Annotated in this window: 19 protein-coding genes and 1 tRNA gene; 8 read left to right on the top strand and 12 right to left on the bottom strand. The window is 70.5% G+C overall.

The genetic code is table 11. From position 1 onward, the window contains the following. Positions 1-42: 42 nt before the first annotated feature. Genes NP777_RS21885 through nth form a run of 3 tightly spaced genes read right to left on the bottom strand, consistent with a single transcriptional unit; the run spans position 43 to position 2783 of the window. On the bottom strand, positions 43-1245 hold the full coding sequence (locus NP777_RS21885) for a MarP family serine protease (RefSeq protein WP_256651872.1): 1203 nt from the start codon (positions 1243-1245) through the stop codon (positions 43-45). A gap of 12 nt (positions 1246-1257) precedes the next feature. Next, positions 1258-1941, bottom strand: a complete 684-nt coding sequence (locus NP777_RS21880; protein ID WP_256651871.1) for an NUDIX hydrolase — start codon at positions 1939-1941, stop codon at positions 1258-1260. Beyond that, positions 1938-2783, bottom strand: coding sequence for an endonuclease III (gene nth / locus NP777_RS21875; RefSeq protein ID WP_256651870.1), 846 nt, complete (start codon positions 2781-2783; stop codon positions 1938-1940). Before nth ends, NP777_RS21880 begins: the two co-directional genes overlap by 4 nt. 248 nt (positions 2784-3031) lie before the next feature. Between nth and NP777_RS21870 the strand changes: the two genes are divergently transcribed. Continuing rightward, entirely contained in the window at positions 3032-3706 is a 675-nt protein-coding gene (locus tag NP777_RS21870; RefSeq protein ID WP_014061749.1) for a Crp/Fnr family transcriptional regulator, read from the top strand. A gap of 222 nt (positions 3707-3928) precedes the next feature. Here the strand turns inward: NP777_RS21870 and NP777_RS21865 are convergent, their stop codons facing one another. The 4 genes from NP777_RS21865 to NP777_RS21850 form a co-directional block, all read right to left on the bottom strand. Continuing rightward, complete coding sequence (locus tag NP777_RS21865; RefSeq protein ID WP_256651869.1) at positions 3929-4759, bottom strand: MBL fold metallo-hydrolase; 831 nt, start codon at positions 4757-4759, stop codon at positions 3929-3931. After that, positions 4756-5859, bottom strand: a complete 1104-nt coding sequence (locus NP777_RS21860; protein WP_256651868.1) for an NUDIX hydrolase — start codon at positions 5857-5859, stop codon at positions 4756-4758. The genes NP777_RS21865 and NP777_RS21860 overlap by 4 nt, the downstream gene beginning before the upstream one ends. Positions 5860-6043: 184 nt before the next feature. Next, entirely contained in the window at positions 6044-6514 is a 471-nt protein-coding gene (locus NP777_RS21855; RefSeq protein WP_256651867.1) for a RidA family protein, read from the bottom strand. Then, a complete protein-coding gene (locus tag NP777_RS21850) occupies positions 6514-6669 on the bottom strand; it encodes a DUF4177 domain-containing protein (RefSeq protein WP_020870215.1) in 156 nt (51 codons plus the stop codon). Before NP777_RS21850 ends, NP777_RS21855 begins: the two co-directional genes overlap by 1 nt. Positions 6670-6741: 72 nt before the next feature. Here NP777_RS21850 and NP777_RS21845 point away from each other — a divergent pair, with 72 nt between their 5' ends. Both NP777_RS21845 and NP777_RS21840 read left to right on the top strand, forming a co-directional pair. Next, positions 6742-7719 carry an ArsA-related P-loop ATPase gene (locus NP777_RS21845; protein ID WP_256651866.1) on the top strand — a complete coding sequence of 326 codons (978 nt, stop codon included), beginning with the start codon at positions 6742-6744 and terminating at the stop codon, positions 7717-7719. A 53-nt stretch (positions 7720-7772) separates the two neighbouring features. After that, on the top strand, positions 7773-9122 hold the full coding sequence (locus tag NP777_RS21840) for an ArsA family ATPase (protein WP_256651865.1): 1350 nt from the start codon (positions 7773-7775) through the stop codon (positions 9120-9122). Between the two features lie 751 nt (positions 9123-9873). Here NP777_RS21840 and NP777_RS21835 read toward each other — a convergent pair. Next, positions 9874-10209: a WhiB family transcriptional regulator gene (locus tag NP777_RS21835; protein ID WP_020870211.1), complete on the bottom strand. Its 336-nt coding sequence runs from the start codon at positions 10207-10209 to the stop codon at positions 9874-9876. Between the two features lie 385 nt (positions 10210-10594). Here NP777_RS21835 and NP777_RS21830 point away from each other — a divergent pair, with 385 nt between their 5' ends. Continuing rightward, entirely contained in the window at positions 10595-12865 is a 2271-nt protein-coding gene (locus NP777_RS21830; protein WP_256651864.1) for a transglycosylase domain-containing protein, read from the top strand. Positions 12866-13116: 251 nt separating this feature from the next. Here NP777_RS21830 and NP777_RS21825 read toward each other — a convergent pair whose 3' ends face one another. Further along, positions 13117-13587 (bottom strand): GatB/YqeY domain-containing protein, encoded by a 471-nt coding sequence (locus NP777_RS21825; RefSeq protein WP_256651863.1) that lies wholly within the window; start codon positions 13585-13587, stop codon positions 13117-13119. Positions 13588-13664: 77 nt separating this feature from the next. Here NP777_RS21825 and NP777_RS21820 point away from each other — a divergent pair, with 77 nt between their 5' ends. Together NP777_RS21820 and NP777_RS21815 are read left to right on the top strand one after the other, a co-directional pair. After that, complete coding sequence (locus NP777_RS21820; RefSeq protein ID WP_256651862.1) at positions 13665-14594, top strand: metallophosphoesterase; 930 nt, start codon at positions 13665-13667, stop codon at positions 14592-14594. Positions 14595-14699: 105 nt separating this feature from the next. Further along, positions 14700-14773: transfer RNA gene (locus tag NP777_RS21815), tRNA-Pro, on the top strand. Between the two features lie 316 nt (positions 14774-15089). Here NP777_RS21815 and NP777_RS48130 read toward each other — a convergent pair. The 3 genes from NP777_RS48130 to NP777_RS21805 all read right to left on the bottom strand — a co-directional run bounded on the left by NP777_RS48130 (position 15090) and on the right by NP777_RS21805 (position 16658). Beyond that, positions 15090-15317 (bottom strand): hypothetical protein, encoded by a 228-nt coding sequence (locus NP777_RS48130; protein WP_308405188.1) that lies wholly within the window; start codon positions 15315-15317, stop codon positions 15090-15092. Between the two features lie 502 nt (positions 15318-15819). Continuing rightward, positions 15820-16014: a hypothetical protein gene (locus NP777_RS48125; RefSeq protein WP_308405187.1), complete on the bottom strand. Its 195-nt coding sequence runs from the start codon at positions 16012-16014 to the stop codon at positions 15820-15822. A gap of 239 nt (positions 16015-16253) precedes the next feature. Beyond that, the gene (locus tag NP777_RS21805; RefSeq protein WP_256651861.1) at positions 16254-16658 is read right to left on the bottom strand and encodes a pyrophosphohydrolase domain-containing protein; all 405 of its coding nucleotides are present in this window, start codon (positions 16656-16658) and stop codon (positions 16254-16256) included. 186 nt (positions 16659-16844) lie between these two features. Here NP777_RS21805 and NP777_RS21800 point away from each other — a divergent pair, with 186 nt between their 5' ends. Both NP777_RS21800 and NP777_RS21795 read left to right on the top strand, forming a co-directional pair. Next, a complete protein-coding gene (locus NP777_RS21800; RefSeq protein ID WP_256651860.1) occupies positions 16845-17267 on the top strand; it encodes a TOBE domain-containing protein in 423 nt (140 codons plus the stop codon). Positions 17268-17501: 234 nt separating this feature from the next. After that, positions 17502-18077: a TerD family protein gene (locus NP777_RS21795; protein WP_256651859.1), complete on the top strand. Its 576-nt coding sequence runs from the start codon at positions 17502-17504 to the stop codon at positions 18075-18077. Positions 18078-18097 lie beyond the last annotated feature (20 nt).

Here is an 18097-nt window from a genome sequence, read left to right as displayed (position 1 = left end):
CTGTATCCCGGGCGCGGCCCGGGCCCACGGCGACACCGGAAACTAGAGGGCACACCCCTGGCTGTCCACGGGCTGGTCGGCCGTGCGCCCCTTCTGGATGTCCTCGCTCACCTCGTCCGCCGTCAGCGCGTATCCGGTGTTGGCGTCGTCGAGGGACTTGGCGAACACCACGCCGTACACCCGCCCCTGCGGGGTGAGCAGCGGACCGCCGGAGTTGCCCTGCCGCACCGTCGCGTACAGCGAGTACACATCGCGATGCACGGTGGAGCGGCGGTAGATGTCGGGGCCATTGGCCTCGATACGGCCGCGGACGCGGGCCGCGCGCACATCGAAGGCGCCGTTCTCCGGGAAGCCGGCGACGATCGCGCCATCACCGGTGCGCGCGTCGTCCTGCGCGAACTGCAGCGCCGGGGCCTGCAGCGAGGGCACATCGAGGACCGCGATATCGCGCTTCCAGTCGTAGAGCACGACCTTGGCGTCGTAGAGCCGGCCCTCGCCGCCTATCTGCACCGTCGGGTCGCTGACGCCACCGACGACGTGGGCGTTGGTCATGACCCGGTTCGGGGCGAAGACGAAGCCGCTGCCCTCGAGGACCTTGCCGCAGCTGGGGGCCGTGCCGACGACCTTGACGATGCTCTCCTGCGCCCGCGTGGCCACCGGCGACTGGGCGAGCGCGGGATCGGGCTGCGGCACCGAGGTGATCGGCTCGTTGGCGAAGGGCGAGAAGACCTGCGGAAAGCCGTTCTGCGCGAGCACGGACGAGAAGTCGGTGAACCAGGTGTTCGCCTCCTCCGGAACGACGCGGGACACCCCGAGCAGCACCTTGGAGTCGCGGACCTCCCTGCCCAGGGTGGGGAGCGAGGTCTGGGCCACCAGGGAGCCGATCAGCCAGGCCACCAGCAGCATCGCCAGGACGTTCACCAGCGCGCCGCCGGTCGCGTCCAGGGCACGCGCCGGTGACCAGGTGATGTACCGCCGCAGCTTGTTCCCCAGGTGGGTGGTGGCCGCCTGGCCGACCGAGGCACACACGATCACGAGGACGATCGCCACCACGGCACCGACCGTGCCCGGGGATGCCTTGTCGTCGGTGGTGCTGTCCCATATGAGAGGCAGCAGATAGATCGCGATCAACCCACCTCCGATGAACCCCGTCACCGACAGCACGCCGACGACGAAACCCTGGCGGTAGCCGACGATCGCGAACCACACGGCGGCGAGCAGCAGCAGGATGTCCAGCACATTCACCGGAACACCGTCTCACGCGCGCCAGTCGAGTGGGACGCGCTTGGCTCGGTCCCACGGTCGCTCCCACCCGGCGTAATGCAGGATGCGATCGATCACTCCGGCGGTGAAACCCCAGACCAGAGCGGATCCCACCAGGAAGGCGGGCCCCCGGTGGCCGCTGGGGTGGACGGTGGTGGCCCGGTTCTCCGGGTCCGTGAGATCCGCCACGGGGACCGTGAAGACCCGGGCCGTCTCGGCCAGGTCCACCGGCCCGACCGGGGTGGGCCGGCGCCACCAGCCCAGCACCGGGGTGACGACGAAGCCGCTCACCGGGATGTAGAGCCGCGGCAGCACCGCGAAGACCTGGACGCCCGAGGGGTCGAGCCCGGTCTCCTCCTCGGCCTCGCGCAGCGCCGCGCGCAGCGGGCCCTCCTCCTCCGGATCCCCGTCCTCCGGGTCGAGGGCGCCGCCGGGGAACGAGGGCTGGCCGGCGTGCGAGCGCAGCGAGCCGGAGCGCTCCATGAGCAGCAGCTCGGGGCCGCCGGGGCCCTCGCCGAAGAGCACCAGCACAGCGGAGGGGCGGCCTCCGCCCTGCGCGGGCGGCAGAAACCGGCTCAGCTGGCGCGGCTCGATCGTCTCGGCCAGCCGGGCCACCGGGAGCAGCCACTCCGGCAGCCCCTGGGCGCTGACCTCCACATCCCCGTATGTGCTCGTCACCCGGCGGCTCCCAGGGGGGCGGCGGGACGGCCGGGGTAGTCGGACGGCGGGCGCAGGCGCTGGCCCGGCTGGCCGCCCATCTCGTACTTCAGCAGCTTCTTCGCCTTGTCCGGGTCGGTCTCGCCCTCCCCGTACGCCGGGCAGAGCGGGGCGATCGGGCAGGCGCCGCACGCGGGCTTGCGGGCGTGGCAGACGCGGCGGCCGTGGAAGATGATGCGGTGCGAGAGCATCGTCCACTCGCTCTTGGGGAAGAGCGCGGCGATCTCCGCCTCGACCTTCTCGGGGTCCTCCTGGGTGGTCCACTTCCAGCGCCGCACCAGCCGCCCGAAGTGGGTGTCCACGGTCAGGCCCGGCACCCCGAAGGCATTGCCGAGCACCACATTGGCCGTCTTACGGCCGACACCGGGCAGGGTGACCAGGTCCTCGAGCCGGCCCGGGACCTCGCCGCCGAAGCGGTCGCGGAGGGCGGCGGACAGGCCGAGCAGCGATTTGGCCTTGGCGCGGAAGAAGCCGGTGGGCCGGATCAGCTGCTCCAGGGCCTCCGGCTCGGCGGCGGCCATGTCCTCGGGCGTCGGATACGCGGCGAAGAGCGCGGGGGTGGTCTGGTTGACCCGCAGATCGGTGGTCTGTGCCGACAGGACCGTGGCCACCAGCAGCTGGAACGAGTTCTCGAAGTCCAGCTCGGGATGGGCGTACGGATACACCTCGGCGAGCTCGCGGTTGATGCGCCGGGCGCGGCGGACGAGGGCGAGCCGGGACTCGGGACGGGCTCCCTTCGAGCCCTTGACCGATTTATGTGGTTTCGAGGCTTCTGTCGAGTCGGCGGATTCTTGTTCGCCCACAGCGGAATTACGAGGTGCGGTCACCCGTCCGGCCCCCTTGCCCTGTGCTCTCACCGGCGTATTGGACACCCGGCCAGCCTAAGCCCACCCACTGACATCCGGCCCGGCCACCGTGAAGAGGCCCCCAATCGGACCCCTGCCGCACAGCTCGGCAGGCCAGTGCGTCAAACTTGTGATTGATCGCACTGTTTTACCGTCCGGCATCATGGGGACGTCGGTCCCCTGTGCATGTCGACAAGGAGAGACTCGTGGACGACGTTCTGCGGCGCGCCCCGCTCTTCGCGGCGCTCGATGACGAGCAGGCCGCTGAGCTGCGCGCCTCCATGGGAGAGGTCACCCTCGCGCGGGGTGACGCACTCTTCCACGAAGGGGACCCCGGCGATCGCCTGTACGTGGTCACCGAGGGCAAGGTGAAGCTCCACCGCACCTCTCCCGACGGCCGCGAGAACATGCTGGCCGTGCTCGGCCCCGGCGAGCTGATCGGCGAGCTGTCGCTCTTCGACCCGGGCCCGCGCACCGCCACCGCCACCGCCCTCACCGAGGTCAAGCTGCTCGGCCTCGGCCACGGCGATCTCCAGCCGTGGCTGAACGCCCGGCCCGAGGTCGCCTCCGCGCTGCTGCGCGCGGTCGCCCGGCGCCTGCGCAAGACCAATGACCAGATGTCCGACCTGGTCTTCTCCGACGTTCCGGGCCGGGTCGCCAGGGCCCTGCTGGACCTGTCGCGCCGCTTCGGCGTGCAGTCGGAGGAAGGCATCCACGTCGTCCACGACCTGACCCAGGAGGAGCTGGCCCAGCTGGTCGGCGCCTCCCGCGAGACCGTCAACAAGGCGCTCGCCGACTTCGCGGGCCGCGGCTGGCTGCGGCTGGAGGCGCGTGCGGTGATCCTGCTGGACGTCGAGCGGCTGGCCAAGCGCTCCCGCTGACGCCGGACGGAACACAAGAGACCGAACGTAAGGGGCCCGCCGGATTCCGGCGGGCCCCTTACGGCGCTCATGAACGGATGGGGCTACGGGCGGCGGGCCTACGGGCGGCGGGCCCAAAAGCCGGGGGCCGCAGGCGGTGGGCCCACAAGCCACGGGCCGACAAGCCGCGGGCCCACAAGGCTCCGGGAAGTGCCGGCCCGAGATCAGCCCGTGCCCGCGCGGTCAGATCAGCCCGTGCTCGCGCAGATAGTCCAACTGGGCCCGGACCGACAGCTCCGCCGCCGGCCACAGGGACCGGTCCACGTCCGCGTAGACATGCGCCACGACCTCCGAGGGCGTCCGGTAGCCGTCCTCGAACGCCGTCTCCACCTGCGCGAGCCGGTTGGCGCGATGGGCGAGGTAGTACTCCACGGCGCCCCGGGCGTCGTTCAGCACCGGCCCGTGGCCCGGCAGGACGGTGTCCACCCCGTCGTCCACCGTCAGCGAGCGCAGCCGCCGCAGCGAGTCCAGATAGTCGCCGAGCCGCCCGTCCGGATGCGCGACGACGGTCGTGCCCCGCCCGAGCACCGTGTCGCCCGTAAGGACCGCGCCATCGGCCGGAAGGTGGAAGGACAGCGAGTCGGCGGTATGGCCGGGCGTGGGCACCACCCGCAGTTCCAGACCGCCGGTGGTTATGACGTCCCCCAGCTCCAGCCCCTCGTCCCCCAGTCGCAGCGCCGGATCCAGCGCCCTTACGGACGTCCGCGTCAGCTCGGCGAAGCGCGCCGCGCCCTCCGCGTGGTCCGGGTGGCCATGTGTGAGCAGCGTCTGCGCCACCCGCCTGCCCGCCCGCTCGGCGGTCGCGATGACCTCCTTGAGGTGGGCGTCGTCCAGCGGCCCTGGGTCGATGACGACGGCCAGGTCGGAGTCGGGCTCGGCGACGATCCAGGTGTTGGTGCCGTCCAAGGTCATGGGCGAGGCGTTCGGCGCCAGGACGCAGACGGCCCGGTCGGTGGCCGGGCCACCGATCATGCCCCCGCGCGGCTGACCGGGCAGAGCGGATGCGTTCGTCATGCGGAAGGTCCCCCCGTGGCTCCCGGGATGTGTTTGGTGAACTCATCATGGCCCGGCCAGCTCAGCACCAGTTCCCCGTTCTCCACCCGCGCCCGCGCCAGGACCGGCGTCAGATCCCGGTCCGTCGCGGCGGCCAGCGCGTCGGTGACCGAACCGTAGGCCGCGAGCTGGCGCAGCGTCGCGATCGTGGGCGGCATCATCAACAGCTCGCCCCGGTCGTAGCCGTCGGCCGCGTCACCGGGACGGATCCAGACCGTCCGGTCCGCCTCCGTGGAGGCGTTACGGGTGCGCTGCCCCCGCGGCAACGCAGCCACGAAGAACCAGGTGTCGTAGCGGCGCGGTTCGAACTCCGGCGTGATCCAGCGCGCCCAGCAGCTCAACAGGTCCGAGCGGAGCACGAGCCCCCGGCGGTCCAGGAACTCCGCGAAGGACAGATCCCGGGCGACCAGCGCCGCGCGGTCCGCCTCCCAGTCGTCCCCCGTCGTGTCCGCGACCACCGTGTGCGGCGTCGGGCCCGCGAGCAGCACCCCCGCCTCCTCGAAGGTCTCGCGAACCGCCGCGCACACGATGGCCTGCGCCTGCGTCCCCTCACTCGGGTCCAGGCCCAGCCGCCGCGCCCACTGCGCCCGCGAGGGACCGGCCCAGGTGACCATCCGCTCGTCGCGCGGGTCCACGGAACCGCCCGGATAGGCGTACGCGCCTCCGGCGAAGGCCATGGAGGCGCGTCTGCGCAACATGTAGACGGCGGGACCGGCGGCCCCTCCCGCCGCGTCCGGCAGGCCCTCTGGGGGCGTTTCAGGGGCTTCCGCGGCCTCCACGGGCCCCGGCGCCCCCGCGGACTCCCGCGCCGCGGCGGACCGCTCCACCGCGTCGGACCGCTCCGCCGCGGCGAGTTCGTCCGGTGTGTGCTCCCCGTCCCCGCCCTGAGCGTCCTGTGCGTCCTGTGGTGCGTCCTGCCCGGCCGATCCGTACGGTCCGTCCCGCAGCAGCAGGACGGTGGCGGCCCGGCGCGGTGTCACCGGTGTGAGCTCACCGGCCGACAGCAACCGGATCCGCTCTGGCCACTCGGGTGGGTACCACTGGCCATTCGTAGTGGACATGGCCGGATGCTATGCGCTTACGGGCTGATGTTCGAGTGGCCCCCGCGACGCCACGCCGGGGCCGGTCCGCGCACCGGCCGTCACACCGGTCCGGGTCCACCTACGCCTGCGCGTGCGCCCACCGGCGGGATCGTCCACGGGACCGCCCAATGGCACCGCCCGCCCGTCCGCGACCCGGCGCCCGCTAGTCCGCGACCTCGACCTGGATCTCGACCTCGACCGGCGCGTCCAGGGGCAGCACCGCCACGCCCACCGCGCTGCGCGCGTGCACGCCCGCGTCGCCCAGGGCCTCGCCCAGCAGCTCGCTCGCGCCGTTGATGACACCCGGCTGGCCGGTGAAGTCCGACGCGGAGGCGACGAAGCCGACGACCTTCACGACCCGCACGATCCGGTCGAGGTCGCCGACGGCCGACTTCACGGCGGCCAGCGCGTTCAGCGCACAGACGCGCGCCAGGTCCTTGGCCTCCTCGGGGGTGACCTCCGCGCCGACCTTGCCGGTCACGCCCAGCTTCCCCTCGACCAGCGGCAGCTGACCCGAGGTGTAGACGTACGGGCCGGTGCGGAGCGCGGGCACATAGGAGGCCAGGGGCGCCGCGACCGCGGGCAGCGTCAGGCCGAGCCCGGCGAGCCTGCCCTCGACCGTGCCGCCCGCCATCAGCCCTTCTCCCGCTTCAGATAGGCCACCAGCTGCTCCGGGTTCGGGCCGGGGACCACCTGGACCAGCTCCCAGCCGTCCTCGCCCCAGGTGTCCAGAATCTGCTTCGTGGCGTGCACGAGCAGCGGTACGGTCGCGTATTCCCACTTGGTCATGGGGCCGACTGTAATGCCTCTCCGCCGGGCCCTGGTGCGTAGGGCGAGGGGGGACTGGTTAGGCTCCCCACTGTGAGCAGGCTCCATGTCGTCAGTGGCAAGGGCGGAACCGGCAAGACCACGGTCGCCGCCGCACTCGCGCTGGCCCTCGCGGCCGATGGCAGGCGCACCCTGCTGGTGGAGGTCGAGGGCCGCCAGGGCATCGCGCAGCTCTTCGAAACGGAGCCGCTGCCCTATGAGGAGCGGAAGATCGCCACCGCGCCGGGCGGCGGGGAGGTGCACGCTCTGGCGATCGATCCGGAGTTCGCGCTCCTGGACTACCTCCATATGTTCTACAAGCTGGGCTCGGCCGGACGCGCCCTCAAGAAGCTCGGCGCGATCGACTTCGCGACCACCATCGCCCCGGGGCTGCGCGACGTCCTGCTGACCGGCAAGGCGTGCGAGGCGGTGCGCCGTAAGGGCAAGGACGGCAGCTTCGTCTACGACTCCGTGGTCATGGACGCGCCGCCCACCGGCCGCATCACCCGCTTCCTGAACGTCAACCACGAGGTGGCCGGGCTGGCCAGGACCGGCCCGATACACAATCAGGCCCAGGCCGTGATGCGCGTCCTGAAGTCCCCCCAGACCGCGGTCCACATGGTGACCCTGCTGGAGGAGATGCCGGTCCAGGAGACCGCGGACGGCATCGCCGAGCTGCGCGCCGACGGCCTTCCGACGGGCGGGGTCATCATCAACATGGTCCGGCCCGCGATCCTCGACCACGAGGCCGTCGAGGTGGCCGCCAACGGGCAGCGCGCGGCCGTCGCCAAGGCGCTCTCCCAGGCGGGCCTGGGCGGTGCGCGCCGCGGCGGCATGGCCGAGCGGCTGGTCGACCCGCTGCTGGAGCAGGCGCGCGAGCACGCCGAGCGGGTGGCGCTGGAGCGGGCGCAGCGCGCCGAGCTGACCGGGCTGGGTCTGCCGCTGCACGAGTTGGAACTGCTCACGGACGGCATCGACCTGGCCGGGCTGTACCGGCTCGCGGCGGATCTGCGCAAGCAGTGGCCGGTGTGAGCGGCGCCCGCCGTAAGGGCGCCACGGACAACGAGTCGTACGCAGGAGGCGGCATGAGCATGGACGTGGCACCCCGGCTGGACATCGACGTCCTGCTGGACGATCCGCAGACCCGCATCGTGGTGTGCTGCGGCTCCGGTGGCGTCGGTAAGACCACCACCGCCGCCGCCCTGGGCGTACGGGCCGCCGAGCGCGGCCGTAAGGTCGTCGTCCTCACCATCGACCCGGCCCGCCGGCTCGCGCAGTCCATGGGCATCGACGCGCTGGACAACATCCCGCGCCGGGTGGAGGGCATCGGCGGCGGGAACGGCGGCGAGCTGCACGCCATGATGCTCGACATGAAGCGGACGTTCGACGAGTTCGTCGAGGCGCACGCCGACCCCGAGCGCGGCCGGGCGATCCTCGCGAACCCCTTCTACCAGTCGCTCTCGGCCGGTTTCGCGGGCACGCAGGAGTACATGGCCATGGAGAAGCTCGGCCAGCTCCGGGCCCGCGACGAATGGGACCTGATCGTCGTCGACACCCCGCCCAGCCGGTCGGCGCTGGACTTCCTGGACGCGCCGAAACGTCTCGGCTCCTTCCTGGACGGGAAGTTCATCAAGGTCCTGATGGCCCCGGCCAAGGTGGGCGGCAAGGCCGGGATGAAGTTCCTGAACGTGGGCGTCTCGATGATGACGGGCACGGTCAGCAAGGTGCTCGGCGGGCAGCTGATGCGCGACGTTCAGACGTTTGCTGCCGCGATGGACACCATGTTCGGCGGATTCCGTACTCGCGCGGAGGCCACCTACCGGCTCCTGCAGGCTCCGGGTACGGCATTCCTCGTGGTGGCCGCGCCCGAGCGGGATGCCCTGCGGGAGGCCGCGTACTTCGTGGAACGGCTGGCCGCGGACCAGATGCCGCTGGCCGGACTGGTGCTGAACCGGGTCCACGGCAGCGGTGCCGAACAGCTGTCGGCGGAACGTGCGTTGGCCGCCGCGGAGATCCTGACCCTGGCGGGCGACCCCGCGGATCCGGACGATGCGCTCGCGAACGCCGCGGAGGGAAGCGATCCGGCCAAGAACGGCGCCGGGGCAGAAAATCTTGCCGATGGCGGATTTGTCGATCCCCTCTCAGGGAATGCTCAAGCGCGGAACCCCTCGGCAGCGGACCCCGACGTCTCCCCCACGTCGGCGGACTCGTCGGCGGAGCGGCTCGCCGCGGGACTGCTTCGGCTGCACGCGGAGCGTATGCAGGTGCTCGGACGCGAGCAGCGCACACACGACCGCTTCACGGCCCTCCATCCCGAGGTTCCGGTGGCCCAAGTGGCCGCACTCCCTGGCGACGTACACGACTTGGCAGGACTGCGGGCGATCGGCGATCGCCTCGCGGTCCCGCCGGAGCGGGCCAATCGCGTGGCGGGCTGAGTCGGTGCCCGCCGGGCGGTCGAGCCGCTCGCGCACATGGATGGAGACGCACGACAGCACGGTACGCACGACAGCGCGGCAGAGAGCACGGAAAGCGAACAGCGAGCGACGGCGGCAGCGGTGATGGACCGCGTGGCGCCCAGTGGCGGACACCGAGGCGGACGGGCGCGCGGGCGCCCGTAGCTGAGCCTCGGGCTCCGGCGGACGCGTCTGCGCCGGCGCTGGCCGCCTACGGCACGCACAGACCAGACCCACGCCCCACACGCAGACAGGCAGACAGGCAGACAGGCAGACAGGCAGACAGGCAGACAGGCAGACAGGCAGACAGGCCACAGTCACCGGTGACCGAGGGCGTAACCGGGCAGCCGAAGGCGTCACAGTGGCCACACTGGCCTAGGCGGCGGACCAACCCCCGGCCCGCCACGACCTGTTAGCCATGTCACACCAGGCCATGCCGCGCGTCACACCAGGCCGCGCCGCGCCAGCCATGCCCCACCAGGCATGCCACAGGAAGCCATGTCACCCGAGGCCGTGTCACACGCGCCCCCACAGCCCCACGGCCGACCGCGGCCAAGGCCGCGGTCGTGCTCGGAGGCGTGCGCGTACCCGTACCCGCCCCTGACGAGGCGCGCCCGTACTCGCACCCCCACTCGTACCGAGACGTGCCGAGACGAGAGGTGGGTGAGGTGATGATGAGGCGGCCATCAGCCCGGCAGGCCGTCAGCCGGCCACCGGCGGACCGCCGTCCGGCCTATCCGACCGCGGCGAAGCGCTCGTAGTCCTCGTCGTCGAAGGGCAGAATCCCCGCGCTGCGCTCGTACTCGATGCGCGCGGTCTCCAGGAGCCTGCGCCAGGAGGTCACCGTCGGCCGGCGGCGCAGCAGTGCTCGCCGCTCGCGCTCGGTCATCCCTCCCCACACACCGAACTCCACGCGGTTGTCCAAGGCATCCGCAAGGCACTCGGTGCGCACCGGGCATCCGGTGCAGACCGCTTTGGCCCTGTTCTGTGCCGCGCCCTGGACGAACAGTTCATCTGGATCAGTAGTGCGGCAGGCGGCCTGCGCACTCCAGTCGGTTACCCAGCCCATGCTGGCGCCGTCCTCTCCCGAATCGGAGCTCCCCCACGGCGACAAACGGCATATTCACCGTCGCCAGTTGAGGACGTTACGGAAGCGAGACACAGCGCAACACCCCCTGCAGGCCCAATCTTGGATGGTCCGAACGGACTATGGGTACGCGGCAGATCACCCAACGGAGTGAGCTGGCGACATTTGCGATTACTAGTGCAAATCCGGGCAGTTCACGCACCGAACAGCGGGCAGCTCAGGACAGGGGCCGCAATCCGGGCAGGCCTCACCGCTCACTTGAGTGAGGATGGAGGTGTGGCTCAGCCACACAGCTGTGACTGGCGTGAAACAGCTTATGCGAACACCCGGTCCCCTGTCCGGCGATTCGAGACGTAGGCTGCGTCCTATGGGAAACACGCGCTCGAGCGGAGGGCTGTCCACCGCTCAACAGGCCGCCAAGTTCCTCGGCGTCAGCGCGCTGGCCGGTGCCGTGATGGCCGGGCTCGCGCTTCCCGCCGTCGGGGCGCTCGGCCTGGCGGCCAAGGGAACCGTCGAGGAGTTCGACGGAATTCCGGCCAATCTCAAGACACCGCCGCTCAGCCAGCGGACCACGATCCTGGACGCCAAGGGTGGGGAGATCGCGAAGGTCTACTCCCGCGACCGGACGATCGTGAAGCTCAACGACATCTCCCCGTACATGCGGCAGGCGATCGTCGCGATCGAGGACGCCCGCTTCTACGAGCACGGGGCGGTCGACCTCAAGGGCGTGCTGCGCGCGGTCAACACCAACGCGCAGGACGGCGGGGTCTCCCAGGGCGCCTCCACCCTGACCCAGCAGTATGTGAAGAACGTGTTCGTCGAGGAGGCGGGCGACGACAAGGAGAAGGTCGCCGAGGCCACCCAGCAGTCCATAGGCCGCAAGATCAAGGAACTGAAGTACGCGATCAAGGTCGAGAAGGAACTGGGCAAGAAGCGGATCCTCGAGAACTACCTGAACATCACCTTCTTCGGGCAGCAGGCGTACGGCATCGAGGCGGCCTCCCAGCGCTACTTCAGCAAGTCCGCCAAGGATCTGAAGCTGGAGCAGGCGGCGCTGCTGGCCGGTCTCGTCCAGTCGCCCAGCCGCTACGACCCGATCAACGCCCCGAAGTCCGCCAAGGCGCGCCGCGACACCGTGCTGCGGCGCATGGCCGAGGTGAAGGACATCACTCCGGCGCAGGCCGCCGCGGCCCAGAAGAAGCCGCTCGGCCTCAAGGTCAGCATGCCCAGGAGCGGCTGCATCACGGCGGTCAAGGGCGCCGGGTTCTTCTGTGACTACGTCCGCGAGACCCTGCTCAACGACCGGACCTTCGGCAAGACGGCGGAAGCGCGGGCCAAGCGCTGGACCCAGGGCGGTCTGACGATCCGCACGACGCTGGACCCGCAGGCCCAGGAGTCGGTCCAGAAGTCGATCAAGAAGCATGTCTACCAGTCCGACCCGGTGGCCACCGCGGTGACGCTCGTCGAGCCGGGCACCGGCAAGGTGCTGGGGATGGGCCAGTCCAGGCCGTACGGCTTCGGCGAGAACGAGACCCAGATCAACCTGTCCGCGGACAAGTCCATGGGCGGTTCCAACTACGGTTTCCAGGTCGGCTCCACGTTCAAGCCGATCACCGCGGCGGCCGCCATCGAGCAGGGCAAGAAGCCGTACCAGCGCTACTCCTCGCCGTACAAGATGAAGTATCCGAGCCCGGTCACCACCTGCAAGGGCACCTGGAGCAACGACGAGGGCGCGACCGTCGAGAACGAGAACGAGAAGGAGGTCGGCCCGTACGGGATGAAGGAGGCGACCGCCAAGTCGGTCAACACCTACTTCGTCCAGCTGATCAGCGACATCGGGGTCTGCCCGGTGACGCAGATGGCCGACAAGATGGGGGCGAAGCGCGCCGACGGCGAGGAGCACAACCAGGTGCCCTCGGTCACCCTCGGCTCCGAGGGCTTCTCGCCGCTGACGATGGCCAACGCCTACGCGACCTTCGCCAACCGTGGTGTCTACTGCTCGCCGGTCTTCATCGAGTCGATCACCGGCCCCAGCGGCAAGAAGCTGAAGGTGCCGCAGTCGAAGTGCTCGCGCGCGATGTCGGAGAAGACCGCGGACACCATCAACACGCTGCTGCGCGGAGTGGTCGAGGACGGCACCGGCAAGCAGGCCGGGCTCCAGAGCCGCCCGAGCGCCGGTAAGACGGGTACGACGGACGAGCGCAGGGCCGCCTGGTTCGTCGGCTACACCCCGAACATGGCCGGTGCGGTGTGGGTCGGCGGACCGGGCTCCAAGGGCGTCAAGATGGAGAACATCACCATCGGCGGCGTGCCCCACGACAAGGTCTACGGCGCGGACACCCCAGGGCCGATCTGGAAGGACGCGATGAGCGGCGCGCTGGACGGCAAGCCGGCGCCGAACTTCGTGAACGTCCAGATCAAGGACCCGAACCAGCGCAAGCCCCACGACGGCAAGAAGCCGGACGACCGCAGGCCGGGCCGCGACAGGGGCAACGACAAGGGTGACAACGGCGGCAACGGCGGCCAGGACAACCCGTGGCCGGACATCTCCCTGCCCCCGGACCTGATCGGCGGCGGCAATGGGGACGGCGGTAACGGCAACGGGAACGGGAACGGCGGCTGGAACTTTCCGCGGTAGCGGTGGCTCGTGATGGAGCGCTGAAGGGGGCCGGACGGAATGTCCGGCCCCCTTCTTATGCGTGACTTATGCGTGCGCGGGGATCCTTACGGCCGCCATGGGATCCTTACGACCGCCAAGGGGTCCTTACGACCGCCATGGGATCCTTACGGCCGCCATGGGAGCCATGGGAGCCTTACGGCGCCCGCGAGCCCACAACACAGAGCACGCGATCCGTAACACGGCGCGACAAGGCGCCCTCCGGACGGGGACTACCCGCCCGCGAGCTGCCGCTTCACCGCGGCGGCGACCCGGCCGCCCTCCGCCCGCCCGGCGATCTTCGGGTTCACGATCTTCATCACGTCGCCCATGGCCCGCGGCCCCTCCGCGCCGCCCGCCGCGGCCTCCCGCACCGCCTCGGCCACCAGGGCGTTCAGCTCGTCGTCCGTAAGGGGCTTCGGCAGATACTCGGCGAGCACCTCGCCCTCCGCCTTCTCCCGCTCGGCCTGCTCCGCGCGTCCGCCCTTCTCAAACGCCTCGGCGGCCTCACGGCGCTTCTTGGCCTCCCGCGCGACGATCTTCTCCACCTCGGCGTCGGACAGCTCACGTGCGCTCTCGCCCGCGACCTCTTCCTTGGTGATCGCGGTGATGGTGAGCCGGAGAGTCGAGGAGCGCAGTTCGTCGCGCGCCTTGATCGCCGCGGTGAGATCGGCCTGAAGCCTGGACTTGAGCGTGGTGGTCATGGCGTCGAGTGTGCCAGCACTGGCCGGGAATCACCCGAAGATTTCTCGCCCGGCGGCGTTCTGCGACCATGGACGGCATGCACGCGCGATACGGAGTACCTCTGGGAATCACGGCGGTCGGCGCGGCCGGCCTCGCCTATGCCGCCTGCTTCGAAGTCCGGTCCTTCAGGCTCCGGCGGATCACCGTCCCGGTGCTCCCGAGGGGGATGCGCCCCCTGCGCGTCCTGCAGGTCTCCGACATTCACATGGTGAGCGGACAGCGCAAGAAGCAGCGCTGGCTCCAGTCGCTGGCCGGACTGCGCCCCGACTTCGTGGTGAACACGGGGGACAACCTCTCGGACCCGGAGGGCGTACCGGAGGTCCTGGACGCGCTGGGCCCGCTGATGGAGTTCCCCGGCGCGTATGTCTTCGGCTCGAACGACTACTACGGCCCGAAGCCGCGCAACCCCGCCCGCTATCTGCTCGAGAAGGCCAGCGGTAAGCACGGCCTGAACGGCAACCCCCCGGTCGTCGGCGCCATCCACAACCCGTGGACGGAGCTCCGCGACGCGTTCGACGCGGCCGGCTGGGTCGGGCTGTCGAACACCCGCGGCCGCCTGAAGCTGGAGGACATCGAGATCGCCCTCACCGGCCTCGACGACCCCCACATCAAGCGCGACCGCTACGCCGAGGTGGCCGGCGGCCCCGAGTCGGGCGCCGACCTCTCCCTGGCCGTGGTCCACGCCCCGTATCTGCGCGTCCTCGACGCCTTCGCCGCGGACCGCTACCCCCTGATCCTCGCGGGCCACACCCACGGCGGCCAGCTGTGCATCCCCTTCTACGGCGCCCTGGTCACCAACTGCGACCTGGACGCCCGCCGGGTGAAGGGCCTCTCCCAGCACCAGGCCGGCGGCCACACCTCCTACCTCCACGTCTCCGCGGGCTGCGGCACCAACCGCTACACCCCGGTCCGCTTCGCCTGCCCCCCGGAGGCCACCCTGCTCACCCTCACCCCCCAGACCCCCTGACCCCACCCCACCCACCGGGCTCGCCCCGACCGCCCCGACCTGCGGGACCCCGAGAACCGGATTTCGTCTCTGGCCACAGGTCCGCTAAAGTAGAGCTCGTTGCTTCGGGGTGTAGCGCAGCTTGGCAGCGCGCTTCGTTCGGGACGAAGAGGTCGTGGGTTCAAATCCCGCCACCCCGACTGAAGGAACACAGGTCAGGGGCCTGATCCGCGAAAGCGGGTCGGGCCCCTGACGCGTTTCCGGGGTAGCGGAGTGGGAACCGCCACTGTTCGCCATGAAGCCCCGGATTCGTCGAACACGCCTTAAGACCGGCTGATGGCTCGGGTGATGCCGGCGACGATCGTGGTCACGAGGAGCCAGCCGCTGATGATCAGCGCGTAGCTCACGCGTAGCTCAGCCACTGATACCAACCGTGGGGGGCGTAGGCGCGCTCTTGGCCGAAGTCGATGATCGGCAGAAGCGCCCAGCTCCACGCGCGTGCGTACGCGGGGAGGGTCATGCGCGGTGGCGTCGGTGCTTGGCGAGCTGCACGAGCCGCGTGGCCGCGTCGTCGCCGACCCGCTGATAGGCGGCGGTCAACTGCCGGTAGCCATGCGGCAGATACTCATCGCGCGCCAGCAGCGGCAGCCGATCGGCCGCGGGCAGATGGGGCAGGCGAGTGGTGTAGGTGAGCTCGCCGAGCCGGACTTGCTCGGGCCACACCGCGGGCTCCGCGTAGAGCAATTGGAGCTGGGTGCGGCGTGCGGCGGAGATTCACGGTGCCCTCGATTGGGGCGGCGCCGCGCAGCCACATTTCCCCGATGACGGCGCTGCCGACGCGCAGTGCCATACCGTCAGGGTTGGACATGCGGGCCTCGGTCAGGTCCAGTTGCCCGGGTATGCGAGCGCCGCGCAAGGTGATGCGGCCCTGGGCGTACAGTCCGTGCAACGTGCACCGGTCAGGTCCGACCCCACGGTGAGCCCATCGGCGTTCAGGGCCATACCACCGGGATTTGTGCAGCCGGGCCGAAGACAGCGAAACCTGAGCGGTCACCGTGGCTCCGTCCAAGCGGACCTCGCCGCGCACGGACATGCCGGTGGCCACGATCGCGTCGCCGATCACCGCGTGGTTCAGCGCGACGGCGAGTTCCGACCGCGGCCAGTCCCGGCAGGACTGACCGCCACAGGTGCAGCTCGCCGAGGCGAGCGGCGTACAGATCAGGTTTGGCGTCGAAGTAACTGTGGGTCAGATGCACAGGGCAGGTGATGTCCCCATGCCGAGAAGCGTGCGCAGCACCTCGCCCCGCACCGTTCGCTCGGGCCCCCAAACCGCGCCCTCCGCCGGGTCCTCCTCGGGCGCGGCGCGGAAGTCGACAGCGACACCGGCTGGAAAGGCATCCCACACTTGGCGTTCCGGCGGTGTGGGCTCGTCGTAGGTCACCCTTTCGAGCACGTTAGCGATCACCATCGGGGGCTGCACCGGGGATCGAGCAGTGGCCGATTCTTCTCACCGACCTGGCTGGTCGATCACGCGGTCAAGCGCAGCGGCCTTCTTCCGGGCGCCCTTCTGCCAGGCGGCCTTCTGCCAGGCGCCCTTCTGCCAGGCGGCCTCTTCCAGGCACCCTGTTCCAGGCGCCCTTCCGCATCCGCCCGGCATGCGGCCCCGGCCGGGCGGGACGCCTATTCCGCCGCGTCGGTCCAGCCCTGGCGGCGGAGGACGGCCGGGATGTCGGGGGCCCGGTAGTGGGCGCCCTTGAGGACCTTGCCGTCGGCACGGAGGGTGGGGCGGCCGTCGGGGCCGAGTTTGGTCATATTGGCCCGGTGGATCTCGGCGATCACCTCGTCGAGGTCGATGCCGTGGACCAGGGCGGTGCCGTACGCGACGTAGACGACGTCGGCCAGTTCGTGGGCGAGGTGGTCGAGGGTGCCGTGGGCGCTCGCCTCGGCCACTTCGGCGCACTCCTCGGCCAGGAGGTCCTGGCGGTGGGCGGCGAGTTCCGGTGAGACCTCGGTGGGGGCCTTACGGGCGTCGAGACCGAAGGCCAGGTGGAATTCGCGGACGAGGTCGGCGGGAGAGCGGCGCATTCGTCCGATCGTACGTGGGGGGCCGGGGTGGCGGGGAGTGGCTGGGGGCGGGTGAGGGGGTGGTGCGGGGCGCCGTCCGGCCTGTGCGGCGCATGGGCCGTTGTGCGTCGGCGCGCGGATCCGTGGGTGGGTGCCTAGGGTGAGGCGTATCAGGCCCTTGACCTCCGCCTCCGGGGTGGTGCACCCATGAGTCTCAGCATCCGCAATCAGCTTCCCGCCACCGTCGTGTCCGTGACGCCTGGCGAGGCCATGGCCACGGTCCAGGGGCGGCTGTCCGGGGGACAGATGGTGACGGCCGCGGTGACCATGGGTGCCGTGAAGGAGCTCGGCATCGGGGAGGGCTCCCAGGTGACGGCGCTGGCCAAGGCCACCGAGGTGGCCCTGGCCACCGGGGAGGTCTCGGGGCTGAGCGTCCGCAATCGCTTCCCGGGCACCGTCAGCCGCCTCACCCTCGGCGCCGCCATGGCCACCGTCGTCATCGACATCGGCGGCGGCCAGGAGCTCACGGCGGCCATCACCCAGGACGCGGCGGCGGAGCTGGAGCTCGCCGAGGGCAGCCGGGTCACCGCTCTGATCAAGTCGACCGAGGTGTCGCTCGCCACCGCGTAGGCCGATGGGTGGTGGAGTGGTGGAGTGGTGGAGTGGTGGGGTGGTGGCGTAATGGGCGATAGGGCGTGGTGAGGTGAATCGGTGGGCCGGATGGGCCACCGACCTCGGCTCGTCGTGCCTCCCCCTCGCCCCGCCCAGCCCAGATCTCGCCGATCCCTCTGTCCCTCACCCCACCAACTTCTACAGTGCTGTAGATTTTGATTCCGGTCCACCGAGCAGCACCAGGAGGAGATCGTGGGAGTTTCCCTGTCCAAAGGCGGCAATGTCTCGCTGAGCAAGGAGGCGCCGGGCCTGAGCGCGGTCCTTGTCGGCCTGGGCTGGGACGTGCGGACGACGACCGGCACCGACTACGACCTCGACGCGAGCGCGCTGCTGTGCGATGAGGCCGGTAAGGTCGCGTCCGACCGGCACTTCGTCTTCTACAACAACCTCACCAGCCCCGACGGCTCCGTGGAGCACACCGGCGACAACCTCACCGGTGAGGGCGAGGGCGACGACGAGGCCATCAAGGTCAATCTGGCCACCGTGCCCGCCGAGGTCGCCAGGATCGTCTTCCCGGTCTCCATCCACGACGCGGAGAGCCGCAGCCAGAACTTCGGCCAGGTCCGGAATGCCTTCATCCGGGTGGTCAACCAGGCGGACAACGCCGAACTCGCCCGCTACGACCTGAGCGAGGACGCCGCGACCGAGACGGCGATGGTCTTCGGTGAGCTCTACCGCAATGGTGCGGAGTGGAAGTTCCGCGCGGTCGGCCAGGGGTACGCCTCGGGGCTCGCGGGCATCGCCTCCGACTTCGGCGTCAATCTCTGACTGACGCCCTCCTGCGGCCG

Origin of the sequence: Streptomyces rugosispiralis, assembly GCF_024505145.1 — a bacterium.
GTDB lineage: Bacteria > Actinomycetota > Actinomycetes > Streptomycetales > Streptomycetaceae > Streptomyces > Streptomyces rugosispiralis.
This window is presented reverse-complemented; position numbering and strand designations above follow the sequence as displayed.

Bases quoted from the DNA above. Each gene is read 5' to 3' on its own strand.
- NP777_RS21865 (WP_256651869.1), bottom strand. From the start codon at position 4,759: ATGACGAACGCATCCGCTCTGCCCGGTCAGCCGCGCGGGGGCATGATC.
- NP777_RS21860 (WP_256651868.1), bottom strand. From the start codon at position 5,859: ATGTCCACTACGAATGGCCAGTGGTACCCACCCGAGTGGCCAGAGCGG.
- NP777_RS21855 (WP_256651867.1), bottom strand. From the start codon at position 6,514: ATGGCGGGCGGCACGGTCGAGGGCAGGCTCGCCGGGCTCGGCCTGACG.
- NP777_RS21850 (WP_020870215.1), bottom strand. From the start codon at position 6,669: ATGACCAAGTGGGAATACGCGACCGTACCGCTGCTCGTGCACGCCACG.
- NP777_RS21840 (WP_256651865.1), top strand. From the start codon at position 7,773: ATGAGCATGGACGTGGCACCCCGGCTGGACATCGACGTCCTGCTGGAC.
- NP777_RS21835 (WP_020870211.1), bottom strand. From the start codon at position 10,209: ATGGGCTGGGTAACCGACTGGAGTGCGCAGGCCGCCTGCCGCACTACT.
- NP777_RS21830 (WP_256651864.1), top strand. From the start codon at position 10,595: ATGGGAAACACGCGCTCGAGCGGAGGGCTGTCCACCGCTCAACAGGCC.
- NP777_RS21825 (WP_256651863.1), bottom strand. From the start codon at position 13,587: ATGACCACCACGCTCAAGTCCAGGCTTCAGGCCGATCTCACCGCGGCG.
- NP777_RS21820 (WP_256651862.1), top strand. From the start codon at position 13,665: ATGCACGCGCGATACGGAGTACCTCTGGGAATCACGGCGGTCGGCGCG.
- NP777_RS21805 (WP_256651861.1), bottom strand. From the start codon at position 16,658: ATGCGCCGCTCTCCCGCCGACCTCGTCCGCGAATTCCACCTGGCCTTC.
- NP777_RS21800 (WP_256651860.1), top strand. From the start codon at position 16,845: ATGAGTCTCAGCATCCGCAATCAGCTTCCCGCCACCGTCGTGTCCGTG.